General features: G+C 68.1%; 16 protein-coding genes and 1 pseudogene. 10 read left to right on the top strand and 7 right to left on the bottom strand.

The window, feature by feature from the left end; all coding sequences use genetic code 11:
- The first annotated feature begins 50 nt into the window (after positions 1 to 50).
- Positions 51 to 881, top strand: a complete 831-nt coding sequence (locus ACZYYX_RS28300; protein ID WP_463818146.1) for a tRNA (adenine-N1)-methyltransferase — start codon at positions 51 to 53, stop codon at positions 879 to 881.
- 3 nt (positions 882 to 884) lie between these two features.
- On the opposite strand, the gene ACZYYX_RS28295 is transcribed toward ACZYYX_RS28300, so the two are convergent.
- Genes ACZYYX_RS28295 through ACZYYX_RS28285 form a run of 3 tightly spaced genes read right to left on the bottom strand, consistent with a single transcriptional unit; the run spans position 885 to position 2,300 of the window.
- Positions 885 to 1,181, bottom strand: coding sequence for a DUF503 domain-containing protein (locus tag ACZYYX_RS28295; protein WP_463818284.1), 297 nt, complete (start codon positions 1,179 to 1,181; stop codon positions 885 to 887).
- A 2-nt stretch (positions 1,182 to 1,183) separates the two neighbouring features.
- Entirely contained in the window at positions 1,184 to 1,762 is a 579-nt protein-coding gene (gene lppK, locus ACZYYX_RS28290) for a lipoprotein LppK (RefSeq protein WP_463818145.1), read from the bottom strand.
- 46 nt (positions 1,763 to 1,808) lie between these two features.
- Positions 1,809 to 2,300, bottom strand: a complete 492-nt coding sequence (locus ACZYYX_RS28285) for an MTB12 family secreted protein (protein WP_463818144.1) — start codon at positions 2,298 to 2,300, stop codon at positions 1,809 to 1,811.
- A gap of 147 nt (positions 2,301 to 2,447) precedes the next feature.
- Between ACZYYX_RS28285 and arc the strand changes: the two genes are divergently transcribed.
- Positions 2,448 to 4,268 carry a proteasome ATPase gene (gene arc / locus ACZYYX_RS28280; protein WP_463818143.1) on the top strand — a complete coding sequence of 607 codons (1,821 nt, stop codon included), beginning with the start codon at positions 2,448 to 2,450 and terminating at the stop codon, positions 4,266 to 4,268.
- Here the strand turns inward: arc and ACZYYX_RS28275 are convergent.
- The 3 genes and pseudogenes from ACZYYX_RS28275 to ACZYYX_RS28265 form a co-directional block, all read right to left on the bottom strand.
- Positions 4,265 to 4,872: pseudogene (locus ACZYYX_RS28275) on the bottom strand (hypothetical protein). The gene arc and the pseudogene ACZYYX_RS28275 overlap by 4 nt on opposite strands.
- On the bottom strand, positions 4,869 to 6,035 hold the full coding sequence (locus ACZYYX_RS28270; RefSeq protein WP_463818142.1) for a hypothetical protein: 1,167 nt from the start codon (positions 6,033 to 6,035) through the stop codon (positions 4,869 to 4,871). Before ACZYYX_RS28270 ends, ACZYYX_RS28275 begins: the two are co-directional and overlap by 4 nt.
- The gene (locus ACZYYX_RS28265) at positions 6,032 to 7,210 is read right to left on the bottom strand and encodes a hypothetical protein (protein ID WP_463818141.1); all 1,179 of its coding nucleotides are present in this window, start codon (positions 7,208 to 7,210) and stop codon (positions 6,032 to 6,034) included. Before ACZYYX_RS28265 ends, ACZYYX_RS28270 begins: the two co-directional genes overlap by 4 nt.
- A gap of 95 nt (positions 7,211 to 7,305) precedes the next feature.
- On the opposite strand from ACZYYX_RS28265, the gene dop reads away from it, so the two are divergent.
- The 8 genes from dop (at position 7,306) to ACZYYX_RS28225 (ending at position 17,304) form a co-directional block, all read left to right on the top strand.
- Entirely contained in the window at positions 7,306 to 8,814 is a 1,509-nt protein-coding gene (gene dop, locus ACZYYX_RS28260; RefSeq protein WP_463818140.1) for a depupylase/deamidase Dop, read from the top strand.
- A gap of 112 nt (positions 8,815 to 8,926) precedes the next feature.
- Positions 8,927 to 9,121 (top strand): ubiquitin-like protein Pup, encoded by a 195-nt coding sequence (locus tag ACZYYX_RS28255; protein WP_046365221.1) that lies wholly within the window; start codon positions 8,927 to 8,929, stop codon positions 9,119 to 9,121.
- Positions 9,118 to 10,035 carry a proteasome subunit beta gene (prcB, locus tag ACZYYX_RS28250; RefSeq protein ID WP_463818139.1) on the top strand — a complete coding sequence of 306 codons (918 nt, stop codon included), beginning with the start codon at positions 9,118 to 9,120 and terminating at the stop codon, positions 10,033 to 10,035. Before ACZYYX_RS28255 ends, prcB begins: the two co-directional genes overlap by 4 nt.
- On the top strand, positions 10,032 to 10,784 hold the full coding sequence (prcA, locus tag ACZYYX_RS28245) for a proteasome subunit alpha (RefSeq protein WP_463818138.1): 753 nt from the start codon (positions 10,032 to 10,034) through the stop codon (positions 10,782 to 10,784). Before prcB ends, prcA begins: the two co-directional genes overlap by 4 nt.
- Before the next feature lie 125 nt (positions 10,785 to 10,909).
- Positions 10,910 to 12,400 (top strand): aldehyde dehydrogenase family protein, encoded by a 1,491-nt coding sequence (locus tag ACZYYX_RS28240; protein ID WP_463818137.1) that lies wholly within the window; start codon positions 10,910 to 10,912, stop codon positions 12,398 to 12,400.
- A gap of 30 nt (positions 12,401 to 12,430) precedes the next feature.
- The gene (locus tag ACZYYX_RS28235; protein ID WP_463818136.1) at positions 12,431 to 13,966 is read left to right on the top strand and encodes an APC family permease; all 1,536 of its coding nucleotides are present in this window, start codon (positions 12,431 to 12,433) and stop codon (positions 13,964 to 13,966) included.
- Positions 13,959 to 15,482, top strand: coding sequence for a GMC family oxidoreductase (locus tag ACZYYX_RS28230; protein ID WP_463818135.1), 1,524 nt, complete (start codon positions 13,959 to 13,961; stop codon positions 15,480 to 15,482). The genes ACZYYX_RS28235 and ACZYYX_RS28230 overlap by 8 nt, the downstream gene beginning before the upstream one ends.
- Entirely contained in the window at positions 15,457 to 17,304 is a 1,848-nt protein-coding gene (locus tag ACZYYX_RS28225; RefSeq protein WP_463818134.1) for a putative nucleotidyltransferase substrate binding domain-containing protein, read from the top strand. The genes ACZYYX_RS28230 and ACZYYX_RS28225 overlap by 26 nt, the downstream gene beginning before the upstream one ends.
- A gap of 4 nt (positions 17,305 to 17,308) precedes the next feature.
- Here ACZYYX_RS28225 and ACZYYX_RS28220 read toward each other — a convergent pair whose 3' ends face one another.
- On the bottom strand, positions 17,309 to 18,391 hold the full coding sequence (locus ACZYYX_RS28220) for a spore photoproduct lyase family protein (protein ID WP_463818133.1): 1,083 nt from the start codon (positions 18,389 to 18,391) through the stop codon (positions 17,309 to 17,311).
- Position 18,392: the final 1 nt, after the last annotated feature.

Here is an 18,392-nt window from a genome sequence, read left to right as displayed (position 1 = left end):
GGGTAACCCGGCCGTAGTCGGCGACGCCGGTGCTGGCAGGCTGGTCAGCTGTGCGCAGAACCGGTCCGTTCGACGTGGGTGACCGCGTGCAGCTCACCGACGCCAAGGGCAGGCGCTACACGATGCTGCTCAAGCCGGGCGGGGAGTTCCACACCCATCGCGGCATCATCTCGCTCGACCAGGTGATCGGACTGCCCGAGGGCAGCGTCGTGCGCTCCACCAACGGCGACCAGTTCCTGGTGTTGCGTCCGCTGCTCGTCGACTACGTCATGTCGATGCCGCGCGGCGCGCAGGTGGTGTATCCGAAAGACGCCGCGCAGATCGTGCACGAGGGCGACATCTTCCCCGGCGCCCGGGTGCTCGAGGCGGGCGCGGGTTCGGGTGCGCTGACGTGCTCGCTGTTGCGCGCCGTAGGACCCGAGGGCCGCGTCACGTCCTACGAACTGCGCGAGGATCACGCCGAGCACGCGCTGCGCAACGTGACGACGTTTTTCGGTGCGGCCCCGGACAATTGGGAGCTGGTCACCGCCGACCTGGTCGACTACGCCGGACCGGAGGTCGACCGGGTGGTGCTGGACATGCTGGCGCCGTGGGAGGTGCTCGGCCGCGTCGGCGAGGTGCTCGTCGCGGGCGGTGTGCTGATGATCTACGTCGCCACCGTCACGCAGCTGTCCAAGACGGTCGAGGCGCTGCGCGAGCAGCAATGCTGGACCGAACCGCGCGCCTGGGAGAGCATGCAGCGCGGCTGGCACGTCGTGGGTCTTGCCGTGCGGCCCGAACACACGATGCGCGGCCACACCGCGTTCCTCATCAGCGCGCGCAAACTCGCGCCCGGCGCGATCGCGCCGATTCCGTTGCGCAAGAAGCGTCCGACGGTCTAGCTCTCACTCGTCGTCACTGCGCCGCAGGCTCCGCCGGACCGAGAGCAACTCGACCTCCGGACGTGCCGCGACCAGACGTTCGGCGGCATCGAGCACCGTGACCACATGGGCTCGGTCGCCGCCGACGAGCGCGATCCCGACGGCCGCCCGGCGGTGGAGATCCTGGTCTCCCGTCTCTGCGGCCGACACCGAGAAACGGCGGGCCAACTCGGCGACCAGCGGCCGCACCACCGAACGCTTCTGCTTCAACGAATGCACGTCGCCGAGGAGCAGGTCGAACTCCAGCCAGCCGATCCACATGCTCACCGAGGCGGCGGGGGTGGCGGTGAAGGAGGGGGTGGCGGCGGTGCGGAGGGAGGGGGAGCGGCAGGTGCATCCAGGGCCAGCAGTTGATCGGCGGTCTGACGCGTCAGCTGCCACGAGCCGGCCTCGGGCGCGAACTGCATCGGGTAGGTGAACTGTGAGCCCGGCGGGGTGGCCAGCGTGATCGTCACGGTCGCGACGACGTCACCGGTACCGTTCTGCGTCCAGCCGAGGTCGCGCGCCTCGAACGTCAGCGGCAGAGCGCCGTTGTCGCGCAGCGCGGCGGCGAAGCGATCCAGGCCGGCGGCCTCGCCCGGGGTGCCGTTTTCGATCAGCGAGATCTTGGCATCGCCGGGGACGGCGGGATCGGACAGCCGGGCCAGGACGTCGGTCAGGGCGGACGGTTGGGGCAGCGGCGGGCCACCCGGTGCGGGTGGGGCGGGGGCAGGAATGCCCGCCGTCGGCGTGGGCGAGGTCTCGACGGAGGTCGCCGCCGGAGGTGCCGGCGCCGGGGCACACGCGACTAGCCCCAGTACCGCCGCAATGGCGGCGGTACTGAGGCTAGGTGCTGCTTTCACGGCGCGAATGAACCGCGACGCGCAGGCGTCACGATTCGGTAAGGGCTCAGCCTGCGGCGGTCACCAAGTTCACAGCGGAGCTCTTCGACAGCTGCCAACCGGACGGGCTGGGGCCAGCGACGAAGGTGAGCGGCTGCGTCGTGACCGCGCCTGTGGCCGAGGTGGCGGTCACGTTCGCCGTTGCAGTGTCACCGTTCTGGTCGATGTCTGCGATGGTGAAGCTCAGCGGGAACAAGCCCTTGGCAGCGGCGCGGCTGTACGCCGCGTCGGCCAGCACCGTATCGCGAACCCGCAGGCCACCCTGGATGTAAGAAGCCTTGCCGCCGAATGACCCCGGCGCCATCAGCGCGTTCAAGGTCGCCGACAGCGGACCGGCCAGATCCGGCGCCGGCGCGAGCGGCGCATTGACCACGACCGGGTTGGCGGAGGCCACGCCCGCACCGACTGCAATCGAGGTCACACCCACGGCCGCGGCACCCGCGAGTGCGGCTGCTGCGGTCCCAGCGGTCACGCTGGTAAAGAGGGATTTGAGGGTCACGACGGTCCTTCCGTTCGGACGAACTGATGTACAGAGGCTAACAGTGTTGCTGGTGTGTCGAATTCCTAGAGCACACACAATGGCTGAATCGCCGGTAGCGTTGAAGTTGTTACCGCACCAACTCCCGGTGTGGGAAAGGAGCTCAGAATGAGTGAGACCGAGCATTCCGGAACATCCCCCGAGAGAAGGCTGTCCCCTGAGGACGCTGCCGAGTTGGAGCAGCTCCGTCGGGAAGCCGCAATCCTGCGCGAACAGCTAGACGGTGCGGTGGGCCCGCAGAGCAGCGCGCGGGCCGCGCGCGACGTCCATCAACTGGAGGCGCGGATCGATTCACTGGCGGCCCGCAACGCCAAGCTGATGGACACCCTCAAAGAGGCCCGCCAGCAGTTGCTGGCGCTGCGTGAGGAGGTCGACCGGCTCGGTCAGCCGCCCAGCGGCTACGGCGTTCTGCTGGGGGTCCAGGACGACGACACCGTCGACGTCTTCACCTCCGGTCGCAAGATGCGGCTGACGTGCTCCCCGAACATCGACACCAAGGTGCTCAAGAAGGGCCAGACCGTTCGCCTGAACGAGGCGCTGACGGTGGTCGAGGCGGGCCACTACGAATCGGTCGGCGAGATCAGCACGCTGCGCGAGATCCTGTCCGACGGGCACCGCGCCCTGGTCGTCGGTCACGCCGACGAGGAGCGCATCGTGTGGCTGGCCGAGCCGCTCGTGGCTGCCGAGCACCTGCCCGACGTCGAGGACCCGAGCCTCGGCGACGATCAGCCGCGCCGGCTCCGTCCCGGTGATTCTCTGCTGGTCGACACCAAGGCCGGCTACGCGTTCGAGCGCATTCCCAAGGCCGAGGTCGAGGACCTGGTGCTCGAAGAGGTGCCGGACGTCAGCTATCACGACATCGGCGGCCTGACGCGGCAGATCGAGCAGATCCGTGACGCCGTCGAGTTGCCGTTCCTGCACAAGGACCTGTACCGGGAGTACTCGCTGCGCCCGCCCAAGGGTGTGCTGCTCTACGGTCCCCCCGGCTGCGGTAAGACGCTCATCGCGAAGGCGGTGGCCAACTCGCTGGCCAAGAAGATGGCCGAGGTGCGTGGCGACGACGCCCGGGAGGCGAAGTCGTACTTCCTCAACATCAAGGGTCCCGAGCTGCTGAACAAGTTCGTCGGCGAGACCGAGCGACACATCCGCTTGATCTTCCAGCGCGCGAGGGAGAAGGCGTCCGAGGGGACGCCGGTGATCGTGTTCTTCGACGAGATGGACTCGATCTTCCGCACCCGAGGCACGGGCGTGAGCTCCGACGTGGAGACCACCGTGGTGCCGCAGCTGCTCAGCGAGATCGACGGTGTCGAGGGCCTGGAGAACGTCATCGTGATCGGCGCCTCCAACCGTGAGGACATGATCGACCCGGCGATCCTGCGGCCCGGCCGCCTGGACGTCAAGATCAAGATCGAGCGGCCCGACGCCGAGGCGGCCCAGGACATCTTCAGCAAGTACCTCACCGAGCAGCTGCCGATCCACGCGGACGATCTCTCCGAGTTCAACGGCGATCGCCGGCTGACCATCAAGGCGATGATCGAGAAGGTCGTCGAGCGGATGTACGCCGAGATCGACGACAACCGGTTCCTGGAGGTCACCTACGCCAACGGTGACAAGGAAGTCATGTACTTCAAGGACTTCAACTCCGGCGCCATGATCCAGAACGTCGTCGACCGGGCGAAGAAGAACGCGATCAAGTCCGTGTTGGAGACCGGTCAGCCGGGTCTGCGTATCCAGCACCTGCTGGACTCGATCGTCGACGAGTTCGCCGAGAACGAGGACCTGCCGAACACCACGAATCCCGATGACTGGGCCCGTATCTCGGGCAAGAAGGGCGAGCGGATCGTCTACATCCGCACGTTGGTCACCGGGAAGTCGTCGAGTGCCAGCCGGGCCATCGACACCGAGAGCAACCTGGGGCAGTACCTCTAGCTCAGCAGCGAGTAGCTGTTGGTCAGGCCGTCTTGGAGCACCTGGGCGGCCTGACTGCTGGTGTCGACACGCAGTTCGGTCTCGAGGGTGCGGGTGCGGTAGACCCAGCCCTCGGGAAGCGTCAGTCGGTCGGACAGATCCGGCAGGTCGTCGTAGCCCAGCGCGGGGTCGACGATCTGGCTCCACGTCTGCATCACCCAGTTCCCACCGTCGGTGTCGACGAGCTCGAACACCGGGGCGCCGGCTCGAACACGAACACCGCGTTACGCGCCACCGTGTTCGGTACGTACGGTGCGGGATTCATCGACGACAGCGTGACCGTCGCTTGCCGGTACATGTCCAGCCCGCCGAACGTGACGATCTCGCGGTCCCTGCCCATGTCTTTCTCTATGGCGTCCATCAACCAGTAGCGCGGCCCGTTCAGCACGGCCGCCAGCGCGCCGTGCTCGGTGGCCAGCGTCTGGGCGTCGAGCCGGCTCCACAGCTCCGGCGGGCAGTCGTTGAGCGGATAGGTGTTGTAGACGGTTGCCTGAGGACCCTCCGGACCGGCGCTGACCAGTAACACTTCGCCGTAGCGCTTACCCCGCAATCCGGTGTTCCTCATGGGTTGGACTCCTCTCGGTGCATCGCCAGGTAGGTGTCGCGGCCTGCCAGGCTGACCGCGACGTCGGAGATCAGTGGTTCGAAGAAGCGCTGACGGTAGAGCGGGTCGACGCTGGTGCTGACCGTGAAGTACAGGCCGGAGAGCACGGCGACGAACAGCGACATGTGCACGACCGTCTGCGGTATCGGCACGTGGACCCCGAACCACGTTCCGTCGCAGGGCGGTACTCCGACCGGGCAACTCTGTTCACCCGACCACAGCACGATGACGTCGGAGGGGACGGTGACGAAGCCCAGGGCGAGGAAGAACACGAACAGGCCGGCGGTGAACAACACCACCTGGATCGCCTGGGCGACCACCATCACCGCGACGACGTTGACCTTCTCGGGTCGCGACAGCGGTGTCGGCGTCCCCGGGTACAGCCCTGCCAGCGGGGTGTCGGCGAGCAGCGCTGCGGGATCGGACTGCCGGGTCCGGTCCTGACGGAGCGCGCTGACCTCGTCGCGGATCGTGGCCACCATGAACGCCAGCGCGACCGCGGCGAGGAATCCGACCGTCTGCCAGAGCCTTTCACGCGTCATGCGGGCTGACAGTTGCCAGAGTTCGCCCGTGAAGTAGACCACGACGGTCAGCATCAACAGCGGCAGCGCCCGGCTCATCAACGTGCCCAGCGCACCGACCTGCTCCCACGCGAAACGGAAGGCCCACAGCGCGATCGAGCCCAGTCCGATGTAGGTCAGCCAGATCGTCAGCAGCGTCACCGTCAGGAAGACCGGCACTTCCGCCGCTGCCGCGGCCGACCACCCGGACACCATGACGGGCATCGCCAGGACGAAGATCCCCATCACCGCCAGGGCCGTGGTCCGACGGCCCACCCGCGCGGCGGTGGTGGAGCGCCGGTGCAGGACCTCCAGCGCGAACGGCGCGGCAGCCAACACGACGGCAATGCCGGCCAGTCGCACCAGTAGTCCGACGTCGGGACTCTCGCCGGTCCATTCGGCCAGCAGAAGAACGGTCGCTGTCAGTGCGCCGACCCCGGCGACCGCCGGCGCCGAGCGGGCGAACAGCGCGCGGGAGCGGACCCGCCGCGTCAGCACCAGCGGCAACCCGCGATGCAGGAACCACTCGTGGATCTGCCGGGTAGCGGCGGCTGGCCCGCTCATACGTCCCCGTTCTGCGCACGATTCGGAGTCACCGTCGCCGTGCGGTAGCGGTCACGCGCCACCAGCGTGAGCAGCAGGTCCTCGATCGACGGGTCGACGAACTGCCGGCGGTACTCCTTGTCGGTGACCGCGCGTGCCGCCAGGTACATGAACGTCAGGGCGGTCAGGAACATCGTGAGCTGGATCAGTGCCTCGGGGATCGGCAGTGTCATGCCCAGCAGCTGGCCGTCGCCGGGGCTGCCGCCGGTCAGGGCGTCCAGCAACTCGGGACTGATCAGGATCAACCCCAGAACACCGAACAGCGCACCCGTCACCACAGCCACCGTCAGCACCTGGATGATCTGCGAAAGGGCAAGCACGAAGACGACATTCGTCCGTTCCGGCCGCGACAGCGGGACTCGTCGCGGCCGATCGGGCATCGACTCGAACGGAGTGCCGACGAGCATCTGGGCGTGCTCGGGCCGCTTCGCCTCCGGCGTCAGGATGGGGCGCGCGAGGCCGAGTGTGCTGGACACCAGAAACGACGCAGCCACGGCGAACAGGAACAGCAGGGCCAGCCACAACCTGCCCCGGCTCACCGTCGACGCCATCGTCCACACCGGACCGTTGAAGAACACGAGCACGGTCAACAGCATCACCGGCAGCGCCCGCAGCAGCAGGCTGCCCACCGATGCGAGATTGCGCAGCGTCACGCCGGCGACCCAGCCGAGCACCGACCCCAGTCCCGTCGCGGTGCCCAGCAGGATCACCCCGATCACGACCCCCTCGGCCACCACGTCCACGACGATCCGCGCGCTCGGACCACCGAACACCGCGGCCACACCCGCCACCGCCACCGAGGCTGCCGACACCGCTTCCCGTCGCCGACGGTGAGTGATGCGCGAGACCAGCCGGCCCACGGTCACGGCCGCCGGCGCCACCAACACCACGATCGCGAGGACGAACCATTCCGTGCGGGTCGGGGTGCCGTCGATGTCGATCGTGTGCTTCCCGGTCGCCGCGACGACCACGACGGAGAACGCCATGCACACCCCGAACGCGGCCAGCGCCGGCGCCGACCGGGCCCACACCCCGCGCACCAGCGTCCCGGGCCGCAGCACCGCGGGCAGGCCTCGGCGCAGGAACCACGCTTCTGCGGCCGAGCGCAGGTCGGTGTCGCCGGATCGGGTGATCATGATCGCCCTCATTGCACCATGCCGCCCAGCTCATCGACGGTATTCCGGACCGGGCAGCTGTGAGCCGATCATGGCGCACCTCTACGCTGGTCGATATGCAACGGATCATCGGAACGGAGGTCGAGTACGGCATCTCCTCGCCGTCCGACCCGACCGCCAATCCGATCTTGACGTCCACCCAGGCGGTCCTGGCCTACGCCGCGGCGGCCGGCCTCCAGCGAGCCAAGCGCACGCGCTGGGATTACGAGGTGGAATCCCCGCTGCGCGACGCCCGGGGCTTCGATCTGAGCCGCTCGTCCGGGCCGCCACCTGTCGTCGATGCCGACGAGGTCGGCGCGGCCAACATGATCCTGACCAACGGCGCCCGGCTCTACGTCGACCACGCCCATCCGGAGTACTCCGCACCGGAGTGCACCGACCCGATGGACGCGGTCATCTGGGACAAGGCCGGCGAGCGGGTCATGGAGGCCGCGGCCCGTCACGTGGCGAGTGTGCCCGGGGCGGCGAAACTGCAGCTCTACAAGAACAACGTCGACGGCAAGGGCGCCTCCTACGGTTCCCACGAGAACTACCTCATGTCGCGCCAGACGCCGTTCTCGGCCGTCATCGCCGGCCTGACCCCGTTCCTGGTGTCCCGTCAGGTGGTCACCGGCAGTGGCCGGGTCGGGATCGGACCGTCCGGCGACGAGCCGGGCTTCCAGCTGTCGCAGCGTTCGGACTACATCGAGGTCGAGGTCGGCCTGGAGACGACACTCAAGCGCGGCATCATCAACACCCGCGACGAGCCGCATGCCGACGCCGACAAGTACCGGCGCCTGCACGTCATCATCGGCGACGCCAACCTGGCCGAGACGTCGACCTACCTCAAGGTCGGCACCACCTCCCTCGTGCTCGACGTCATCGAAGAGGGAGCGCAGGTCGGCATCGATCTGAGCGATCTCGCGCTGGCCCGTCCGGTGCACGCCGTGCATGTGCTCTCCAGGGATCCGTCCCTGCGGGCGACGGTGGCGCTGGCCGACGGTCGGGAGCTGACCGGCCTTGCGCTACAGCGCATCTACCTCGATCGGGTGGCCAAGCTCGTCGACAGCCGTGACCCCGACCCGCGCGCCAACAACGTTCTCGAGACGTGGGCGCACGTGCTCGACCTGCTCGAGCGGGACCCGATGGAGTGCGCCGACCTGCTCGACTGGCCGGCCAAGCTGCGTCTGCTCGAAGGTTTCCGTAACCGGGAGAACTTGAGCTGGAACGCGCCCCGGCTGCACCTGGTGGACCTGCAGTACTCGGATGTGCGGCTGGACAAGGGCCTGTACAACCGACTGGTGGCCCGCGGCTCGATGAAGCGGCTGGTCACCGAGCAGCAGGTGCTCGACGCGGTGGACAACCCGCCCACCGACACCCGGGCCTACTTCCGCGGGGAGTGCCTGCGTCGCTTCGGTGCCGACATCGCGGCGGCCAGCTGGGATTCGGTGATCTTCGATCTCGGCGGTGACTCGTTGGTGCGCATCCCCACCCTCGAGCCTCTGCGAGGCAGCAAATCCCATGTGGGTGCGTTGCTGGACTCGGTCGACAGCGCGGCCGAGCTCGTCGAGCAACTCACGAACTGATCGGGCTATCCCCGGCAATCCGGTGGCTGACCGGTAGTGTGAAGGAACGGCGGGCGGGACAACTCGGCATCTGAGGATGTCACGCCTGGAGTGAGAGACGCAGGAGGCAGCGATGGCGCAGGAGCAGACCAAGCGCGGCGGCGGAGGCGGCGAGGACGACGACCTCACCGGCAGTACGGCTGCCGGCCAGGAGCGCCGAGAGAAGCTGACCGAGGAAACCGACGATCTGCTCGACGAGATCGACGACGTCCTGGAAGAGAACGCAGAAGACTTCGTGCGTGCGTACGTGCAGAAGGGTGGACAGTGACCTGGCCGCATCGCGATCAGACCTCTGCCAACCCCGTACCGGGAGCCTTTGACGCCTTGCCCGCAGGCCTGTCGCACGGCGGTGTGAACCCGTCGTCGTTCTCCGATTTCCTGCGCCACCAGGCCCCTCATCTGCTTCCGGGTGCGGGCGGCGCGGTGCCGACCGCCCTGCCGACCGACATCGTGCCGCACGGCACCACGATCGTGGCGCTGAAGTTCCCGGGCGGTGTGCTGATGGCGGGGGATCGTCGCGCCACTCAGGGCAACATGATCGCCAGCCGTGACGTGCAGAAGGTGTACATCACCGACGACTACACGGTCACCGGTATCGCGGGCACCGCGGCCATCGCGGTCGAGTTCGCCCGCCTCTACGCCGTCGAGCTCGAGCACTACGAGAAGCTCGAAGGCGTTCCGCTGACGTTCCCTGGCAAGATGAATCGGTTGGCCACCATGGTGCGCGGCAACCTGGGCGCTGCGTTGCAGGGCTTCATCGCGCTGCCGCTCCTGGCCGGTTACGACCTCGACGATCCGAACCCGGAGGCAGCCGGGCGCATCGTGTCGTTCGACGCCGCCGGCGGCCACAACGTCGAAGAAGAGGGTTATCAGTCCGTCGGCTCGGGCTCGATCTTCGCCAAGTCGTCGATGAAGAAGCTGTACTCCCGGGTGAGCGACGCCAATTCCGCGCTGCGCGTGGCCATCGAGGCGCTCTACGACGCCGCCGACGACGATTCGGCCACCGGTGGTCCGGACCTGGTGAGGGGCATCTACCCGACCGCTGTGGTGATCACCGCCGACGGCGCAGTCGATGTGGCCGAGCAGCAGATCGCCGGGCTGGCCCGCGAGATCATCGAGAGTCGTTCGCGGGCAGACACTTTCGGCCCCGACGCCGAGCGCGCTAGAGGTGAGCAGCTGTGAGCTTCCCTTATTTCATCTCACCCGAGCAGGCGATGCGGGAGCGTTCCGAGCTCGCCCGTAAGGGAATCTCCCGTGGCCGCAGCGTGATCGCGCTCGCCTACGCCGACGGCGTGCTGTTCGTCGCCGAGAACCCGTCGCGCTCGCTGCAGAAGGTCAGCGAACTCTACGACCGCGTCGGCTTCGCCGCTGTCGGCCGGTTCAACGAGTTCAACAATCTGCGCAGCGGTGGTATCCGATTCGCCGACACGCAGGGGTATGCCTACTCCCGTCGCGACGTCACCGGGCGCCAACTGGCCAACGTGTACGCCCAGACGCTGGGCACCATATTCACCGAGCAGGCCAAGCCCTACGAGGTGGAGCTGTGCGTGGCCGAGGTGGCCCACTACGGCGAGACCAAGCCGCCCGAGCTGTACCGCATCACCTATGACGGGTCGATCGCCGACGAGCCGCACTTCGTGGTGATGGGCGGGACGACGGAGCCGATCTCGACCGCACTGACCGAGTCCTACTCGGAGGGCCTGAGCCTCAGTGATGCCGTGTCCACCGCGGTGACTGCGATGGGTGCGGGCGGAAACGGCAGTGAACCGCGCGCACTCGGCCCGGGCACCCTGGAGGTCGCGGTGCTCGACGCCAACCGGCCGCGCCGGGCGTTCCGCCGCATCACCGGAGCCGCCCTGGAGGCGCTGCTGCCGGCATCGCCTGACAGCAGTGCGCACGAGCAGGCTGCGGCAGAGAACACCGAAGGCTGAATCTCTTCTCCTGCCACCGTGACGGTCCCGCCCGTTCCTGACGAACAACCGCGCGCGCAGTGCCCTGACTGGGTAGTGTCCCCGCTGGCGACGTCGAGACACCAGGCGAGGAGGCCGAAGCGGGCATGGACGGTCAACCTGACCTCTGTATCGGTGGTGCCTGGCGGCACGCCTCTGACGGTGGCACACGCGAGATCGTCAACCCCGCCGACGGCAGCGTCGCCGCGGTGGTCGACGAGGCCACCCCGGACGACGCGCTTGCCGCGGTGGCGGCGGCGCGCGCCACCTTCGACGAGGGAACCTGGAGCGCCACCACGGCATCCGAGCGTTCCGAGCTGCTGCACCGCATCGCCGAGTTGCTGCAGCGCGACAAGGAAGATCTCGCGCTGCTGGAAACCCGCGACACCGGAAAGACGTTGGCGGAAAGTCGTATCGACATCGACGACGTCACGTCGGTGTTCCGCTACTACGCGCGCCTGATCGGCGTCGAGGCCGACACGCTCGTCGACGTCGGTGACCCTGCGGTGATCAGCCGGGTGGTGGCCGAGCCGATCGGTGTGTGCGTGCTCATCGCACCGTGGAACTATCCGCTGTTGCAGATGTCGTGGAAGGTGGCCCCGGCGCTGGCGGCGGGATGCACCATGGTCGCCAAACCCAGTGAAGTCACCCCGCTGAGCACCATCGCGTTCGTCCACCTGCTCGACGAGGCGGGTGTGCCGCCCGGTGTGGTGAACCTGCTGCAGGGCAGCGGCGCAACGTTGGGCGCCGCGCTCACCGACAATCCGGACGTCGACTTCATCTCGTTCACGGGCGGCCTGTCGACCGGGTGCACCATCGCCGCGACCGCCGCCGCGCACGTCACGAAGGTGGCCCTCGAGCTCGGTGGCAAGAATCCCCACATCGTCTTCGCCGACGTCCGTGACAGCGGCGACTGGGACGCCGCGGTCGACCACGTCCTCACCGGGGTGTTCCTGCACTCCGGTCAAGTGTGTTCTGCGGGCACCCGGGTCATCCTCGAAGAGTCCATCGCCGACGACTTCGTCGCCGCACTCGCCGAACGGGCGGCCACGATCCGCGTCGGCAACGGGCTCGACTCGGCGAGCGAGACCGGGCCGCTGGTGTCCGAGCAGCATCGCGCCAAGGTCGAAAGCTATGTGGCGCTGGGTGTTTCGGAAGGGGCCACGCTGGTGTGCGGCGGCAAGCGACCCGACGACCCCGCCCTGGCGAATGGATACTTCTACCTGCCCACCATCTTCGACCACTGCGACCGGTCGATGCGCATCGTCACCGAGGAGACGTTCGGACCGATCCTCACCGTCGAGCGTTTCACGACCGAGGACGAGGCGATCGCGTTGGGCAACGACACCCGCTACGGGCTCGCTGCCGGTGTGCGCACCTCGGATTCGGCGCGCGGCGAGCGCGTGGTGCGCGCCCTGCGGCACGGCACCGTGTGGCTCAACGACTTCGGCTACTACACCGCCGCCGCGGAGTGGGGCGGCTTCGGTGCGTCGGGTAACGGGCGCGAACTCGGACCCTCCGGATTGGCCGAATACCAAGAGCTCAAACACATCTGGCACAACACGGCCCCCGCTGCCGCGGGCTGGTTCACTAACTGAGGGCAGTCCCGGAGTAGAAGGGCAACACGCATGGTGATCAAAGATCCCCACCCCGACAGCGGCATGGAGGATTTCGGCTACAAGGAATCCCTGGACCGCAGCATCGGCAAGTTCGCCAGCTTCGCTGCCGGAGTCAGCTACATCTCGATCCTCACCGGTACCTTCCAGCTCTTCTACTTCGGATTCTCCAGCGCCGGGCCGGCGTACCTGTGGTCGTGGCCGATCGTGTTCGTCGGCCAGATGGCCGTCGCGCTGTGCTTCATGGAGCTCGCGGCCAAGTACCCGGTCGCCGGGTCGGTCTACAACTGGAGCAAGAAGCTGGCCAGCCGGATCGTGGGATGGACGTCGGGCTGGCTGATGCTGACCGCGTCCATCGTGACGATCTCGGCGGTGGCGCTGGCCTACCAACTCAATCTGCCGAGGCTGTGGAGCGGGTTCCAGATCATCGGCGATGGCACCGGTGAATACGACTACGCCGCCAACGCGGTGCTTCTCGGCACGATCCTCATCGCGTTCACCACGCTGGTGAACGCCCTGGGCGTGCGGTTGATGTCGATGATCAACAGCGCGGGCGTGTTCATCGAACTGATCGCGGCGGTGCTGATCGCGGTGCTGTTGGCCGTCAACATCGAGCGTGGCCCCGATATCTTCTTCTCCACCAACGGGTACGGCGCCGAGGAGTCGATGGGCTACCTGGGCGCGTTCCTGGTCGCGTCGCTGGCATCGGGGTATGTGATGTACGGCTTCGACACGGCCTCCTCGCTCGGTGAGGAGACCGTCGAACCACGCCGAACCGCACCCAAGGCGATCCTGCGGGCCATCCTGGCCTCGTTCGTGATCGGCGGTGCGATCCTGGTGTTCGCGGTGATGGCCGCGCCGAACCTCGAGGACCCGAAGCTGGGGGAGAGCTCCGGCGGGCTGCAGTACATCGTCGAGTCGGTGATGTGGGGACCGCTGGGCAAGATCTTCCTCGTCTGCATCGTGGTGGCGGTGACGGTGTGCACGCTGGCCGTGCACACCGCGGCGATCCGGCTCACCTTCGCGATGGCACGCGACAACGCGCTGCCCTTCGGCGAGCGGTTGGCCACGGTGCACCCGAAGACCCAGACCCCCATCGTCCCCGCGGTCACGATCGGCGTGATCTCGGTGATCATCCTGGTCATCAACATCGAGCAGCCCAAGATCTTCACGGTGCTGACCTCGATCGCGATCATCATGATCTACCTGGCCTACCTGATGGTCACCGGTCCGCTGCTCAAGAAGAGGCTGCAGGGACAGTGGCCGCCCGCTGACCTCAAGGAGGGCGGCTACTTCACGATGGGCAAGTGGGGTCTGCCGGTCAACATCGTCGCGGTGGTCTGGGGTGTCGGCATGGCACTGAACCTCGCCTGGCCGCGAGCCGCCGTCTACGGCGAGCCCTGGTACAACACCTGGGGCGCGTTCGTGTACATCGGCGTCATCCTCGGCGCCGGGCTGCTGTGGTATGCCGTCAAGGGCCGCAACCACATCGGCACGCTCGAGTCGCATGCTGCCGCGACGGTTGCGGAGGCCCGCACCGATGGCTGAGACGGGCGTGTTCGACTACGTCATCGCCGGTGGTGGCACCGCGGGCTGCGTGCTCGCCGCCCGGTTGTCCGAGGATCCTGACGTCACGGTCTGCCTGATAGAAGCGGGTCCGTCGGATGTCGACGACGACAAGATCCTGGTGCTGGCGGACTGGATGCACCTGTTGGACTCCGGGTACGACTGGGACTATCCCGTCGAACCGCAGGAGCGGGGCAACTCGTTCATGCGCCATGCGCGCGGGAAGGTGCTCGGCGGGTGTTCGTCGCACAACTCCTGCATCGCCTTCCATCCGCCCGCCGAGGCGCTCGACGAGTGGGCGGCCGTGGGCGCGACGGGCTGGAGCGCCGCCGAGGTGCTCCCGCTGGTCGAGCGACTCACCCAGACGGTGACGCTGCGTGACGTTCCGCCCGAAGACCCCTGCGGCACAGCGGTTCTCGAAGCTGCCGCGATGGTCGGGCTTCCCACGGTGTCGTTCAACCGCGGGCAGACGGTGCGCAACGGCGCCGGCTGGTTCCAGATCAATGCCGGCGAGGACGGTATCCGCAACTCGACATCGCACGCGTTCCTGCACCCCATCCTGGGCACGCGCAAGAATCTGGAGCTCCGAACCGACACGTGGGTATCGGAGATCCTGTTCGACGACGCCCTGCGCGCCACCGGGGTGCGGTACCAGCGGCCGGATCTGACCGGTTACGACACCATCGCGGCCCGGCGCGAGGTGATCGTGACCGCCGGCGCCATCGACACTCCGAAGTTGTTGATGCTCTCCGGAATCGGGCCCACGGCGCATCTGCGGGAGATCGGCATCGACGTCCGGGTCGACTCACCGGGCGTGGGCGCCAACCTCGATGACCACGTCGAGGGCCTCGTGTTCTGGGAGGCCGCCCAGCCGATGGTGACGACCTCCACTCAGTGGTGGGAGATCGGGCTGTTCACCACGATCGACGAGGGTGTCAGCCAGCCCGACATGATGATGCATTACGGCAGCGTGCCATTCGACATGAACACGCTGCGTCGCGGCTATCCGACCACCGACAACGGATTCTGTCTGACGCCCAACGTGACTCAGGGCCACTCGCGCGGCACGGTGCGGCTGCGCACCCGCGACTTCCGCGACCGTCCCCGCGTGGACCCCCGCTACTTCACCGACCCCGACGGCTACGACGACAGGATCATGCTCGCGGGTGTGAAGCTCGCCCGCCGGATCGCCGAACAGTCCCCGCTGGCGCCCTGGATAGCGCGCGAGCTCGCGCCGGGACCCGGTGCCACCACCGATGACGAGCTGCTCGACTACATCCACCAGTGCCACAACACCGTCTATCACCCGGCCGCGACCGCGCGGATGGGTGCGCCGACGGACCCGATGGCGGTGCTGGACCCGCAGCTGAGGGTCAAGGGTGTCACGGGTTTGCGCGTCGTGGACGCCTCGGCGATGCCGAAACTGCCTGCGGTGAACCCGAACATCACGGTGATGACGATGGCGGAGAAGTGTGCCGATCTCATCCGAGCAGGCTGACCGGGCCGGGCTGGCCGAGTTCCTGGCCGCACACACCCCGTTTCAAGCCGCGACCGACGATGAGCTGACCGCGCTGGCCGAGGGTGCCGCGCTCGAGACGTTCCCGGCCGACGTCGTGGTGGCCGATTACGCATCCCGCGTGCCCGATGCGGTGTGGATGGTTCGCGACGGTCTGGTCACGCTGCGCGGCAGCGGGGACGGCGTGTTCATCGACGATGTCGGCCCGGGCGGGATCTTCGGCTACCTGCCTCTGCTCAGCGGCGCCGGAATGGACTTCCAGGCAAGGACGTCCGCGCCGAGTACGCTGATCCGCCTACCGGGTGCCCTGGTGCAGCAGCAGTTCGCCAAACCGTCCGGCCTGGCTTTCCTCGCCGCGTCGGGATGGAACCGGGCCGCCGAGCGGGCGACCATCGCGCCGGCCACCGATGCCCGTCCGGTGTCCGAGCTGGTGCACGGCGATGTCCTGCTGGTGCAGCCGGACGAGACGGTGCGCGACGTGGTGATCAAGATGACCGGCCACCACGTGTCGTACGCCCTGATCCGCTTGCCCGACTCGAGTTTGGGCATCTTCACCGACCGTGATCTGCGCACCCGGGTGGTGGCCGCCGGGCGGTCGGTCGACGTTCCCATCGCGTCGGTGATGAGCGCACCGGCCCGCACCGTCACCTCGGATCTGACGGCCGACAGCGTGCTGATGGAGATGCTGGAGTGCGGGCTGCGGCACATGCCGGTGCTGACGCCGCGGGGAGAGGTGCTCGGCGTCCTCGAAGACGCCGACCTGCTGGCGGCCTCGGCGCGACAGAGTTTCCTGCTGCGCCGCTCGATCGCTGCGGCCGATGACGCCGCCCAGTTGCGCGAGGTGGGCCGCCAGGTCACCGGGACGGCTGTCGCTCTGTTCCGCAACGGCACCAAGGCGGTGGCGACCAGCGCCATCCTGTCGGTGGTCGTCGACAGCCTGGTGCGGCGCGCCCTGGAAATCGTTGTCGCACAAGCGGGCAACCCGCCACCAGAGGGATTCGCCTGGCTCACGCTCGGTAGCGTCGCGCGCCGTGAGGCGATGCCGTCTTCCGACGTCGACAGCGCGGTGTCATGGCGCGACGACCTCGGCGTGCACGCCGGCCGGTTCCGGCAGATCGCCGCGGACGTCCACGAGCTGCTCGCGCAGGCCGGCTTGCCGACCGACCGCAACGGCGCCACCGCCGACAAGCCGAAATTCTCTCGCTCGCAATCGGAGTGGCGCACCGCCGCCCAGGGCTGGCTCGCCGAACCGTTGATCGGCCGAGGGTTGATGTTCTCCTCGCTCCTGATCGACGGCCGCGTCGTGTGGGGCGATCCGGGGCTGCACACCGTGCCGTCGGCGTACCACCGCATCCGCGAGCAGTACCCGGAGGCGTTGCGGCTGCAGCTGCTCGACGCGCTGTCGGGCCGGATGCGCACCCGCTCGCTGCGTGACGTGCTGTCGCGGCGCGGAGGCACGTTCGACCTCAAGAACCACGCTGTGACCCCGATCGTGAACCTCGCCCGCTGGGGTGGTCTGGTCGCCGGGGTGACCTCGGCTGCGACCCCGACCCGCCTCGCCGCGGCCGCGCAGGCCGGCGCGCTGACCGAACGCGATGCCGGCACGCTCACCGAGGTGTTCACCATGCTCCAGCGCATGCGGATGGCTCATCAGGTCCAGCAGATCACCGCCGGACGGCCGCCCGGAGACATCGTCGCGTCTTCGGAGCTGTCCCCGCTGGATCGCAGCCAACTCGGCGACGGCCTGCGCGAGATCGCCGCCGTGCGACGCCGTGTCGGCACGGTCGGGTTGTCCGGGCTGTAGGGGTTCAGGTCCAGTACAGCGTGCGGGCGGCGGGCAGAGTCGCGGCGATCTCGCTGTCGAACCACGAATGCATTTGCGCCATGGTCTCTTTGGGATAGACGTACTTGGCCGCGCCGAACTTGCCGAACTTGCGGGTGCGCACGGACTCGTCCATCTCCAGTTTCGTGCGCGGATACCACGACGTCAGCACCTCCTTGCTGGCGGCGGTGAACCGGTGGGTGATGCATTCGACGGTCAGATCGAGCTCGGGAATGCCGGCGGTCGCCTCGGCCACGGATCGCAGCAGCGCGCCGTAGGAGTTGCGCCAGTCGGGGATCGGCATGATCGGAGCGATCGTGAGGCCCACCGGATAGCCCGCCGCGGCGAGCTGGGCCAGCGCCGCCACGCGGCGCGGCAGGCGGGCGGTGCCGCCCTCGAAGCGCCCCGCGACCTCCCCGGCGTTGACCGACACCCGCACCCTGGTGCGTCCTCGGTGAGGGAGAGCGAGAAGCGGCGCGACGTCGTCGTATTTGGTGGTGAAGCGCAGGCCCACCGGCGCAGCCCAGTGGTGGGTGCCGACGTGGCTGATCGCGGCCGACAGAGAGCCGGTCACGTGCTCGAGTGCCAACGGATCGGTGTAGCAGGACGCCTCGAACGTGGTGCCTTCGCCGGCGCGAGCCGAGGCTGACGTGACAGTGCCGCGGCCCACGTGGTCGTCCATCCCGGCCAGGATCTCGGGCAGGTTGGCGTACACCCGGGTGATCGGCGGCCCGTTCAGCGATCCGGCGAGATAGCAGTACTGACAGTGCCCGGGGCAGCCTTCGGCGAGGTCCATCCGCCAGTCGGCGCTGGGCGGGATCGGCTGCATGCGGCGCTTCGACGGCGGCGCCACGACCACGGCCAACGTGCGCTTGGCCGCTGCGTACGTCGTTCGCTCGTCGGCACCGCGCAGTGACGGGAGCCGATCGCCGGCGAGCACGTCGATCGCCGGCACGCCGGCGGCTTCGCACCGTCGGATGATCTCGGCGCCATGCGGTAGCTCTGCGGCCGAGCGGGTGACCAGAACGCGCTGCGGAATCCACAGCACTGGGGAGGGGGTGATCGTCATC

Source organism: Mycobacterium sp. IDUB_1 (assembly GCF_055419625.1).
The sequence above is the reverse complement of the archived record's forward strand: the minus strand, read 5'-3'. Positions and strand labels throughout refer to the sequence as shown.

Bases quoted from the DNA above. Each gene is read 5' to 3' on its own strand.
- ACZYYX_RS28295 (WP_463818284.1), bottom strand. From the start codon at position 1,181: ATGTGGATCGGCTGGCTGGAGTTCGACCTGCTCCTCGGCGACGTGCAT.
- arc (WP_463818143.1), top strand. From the start codon at position 2,448: ATGAGTGAGACCGAGCATTCCGGAACATCCCCCGAGAGAAGGCTGTCC.
- ACZYYX_RS28270 (WP_463818142.1), bottom strand. From the start codon at position 6,035: ATGAGCGGGCCAGCCGCCGCTACCCGGCAGATCCACGAGTGGTTCCTG.
- ACZYYX_RS28265 (WP_463818141.1), bottom strand. From the start codon at position 7,210: ATGATCACCCGATCCGGCGACACCGACCTGCGCTCGGCCGCAGAAGCG.
- dop (WP_463818140.1), top strand. From the start codon at position 7,306: ATGCAACGGATCATCGGAACGGAGGTCGAGTACGGCATCTCCTCGCCG.
- ACZYYX_RS28255 (WP_046365221.1), top strand. From the start codon at position 8,927: ATGGCGCAGGAGCAGACCAAGCGCGGCGGCGGAGGCGGCGAGGACGAC.
- ACZYYX_RS28240 (WP_463818137.1), top strand. From the start codon at position 10,910: ATGGACGGTCAACCTGACCTCTGTATCGGTGGTGCCTGGCGGCACGCC.
- ACZYYX_RS28235 (WP_463818136.1), top strand. From the start codon at position 12,431: ATGGTGATCAAAGATCCCCACCCCGACAGCGGCATGGAGGATTTCGGC.
- ACZYYX_RS28230 (WP_463818135.1), top strand. From the start codon at position 13,959: ATGGCTGAGACGGGCGTGTTCGACTACGTCATCGCCGGTGGTGGCACC.
- ACZYYX_RS28220 (WP_463818133.1), bottom strand. From the start codon at position 18,391: ATGACGATCACCCCCTCCCCAGTGCTGTGGATTCCGCAGCGCGTTCTG.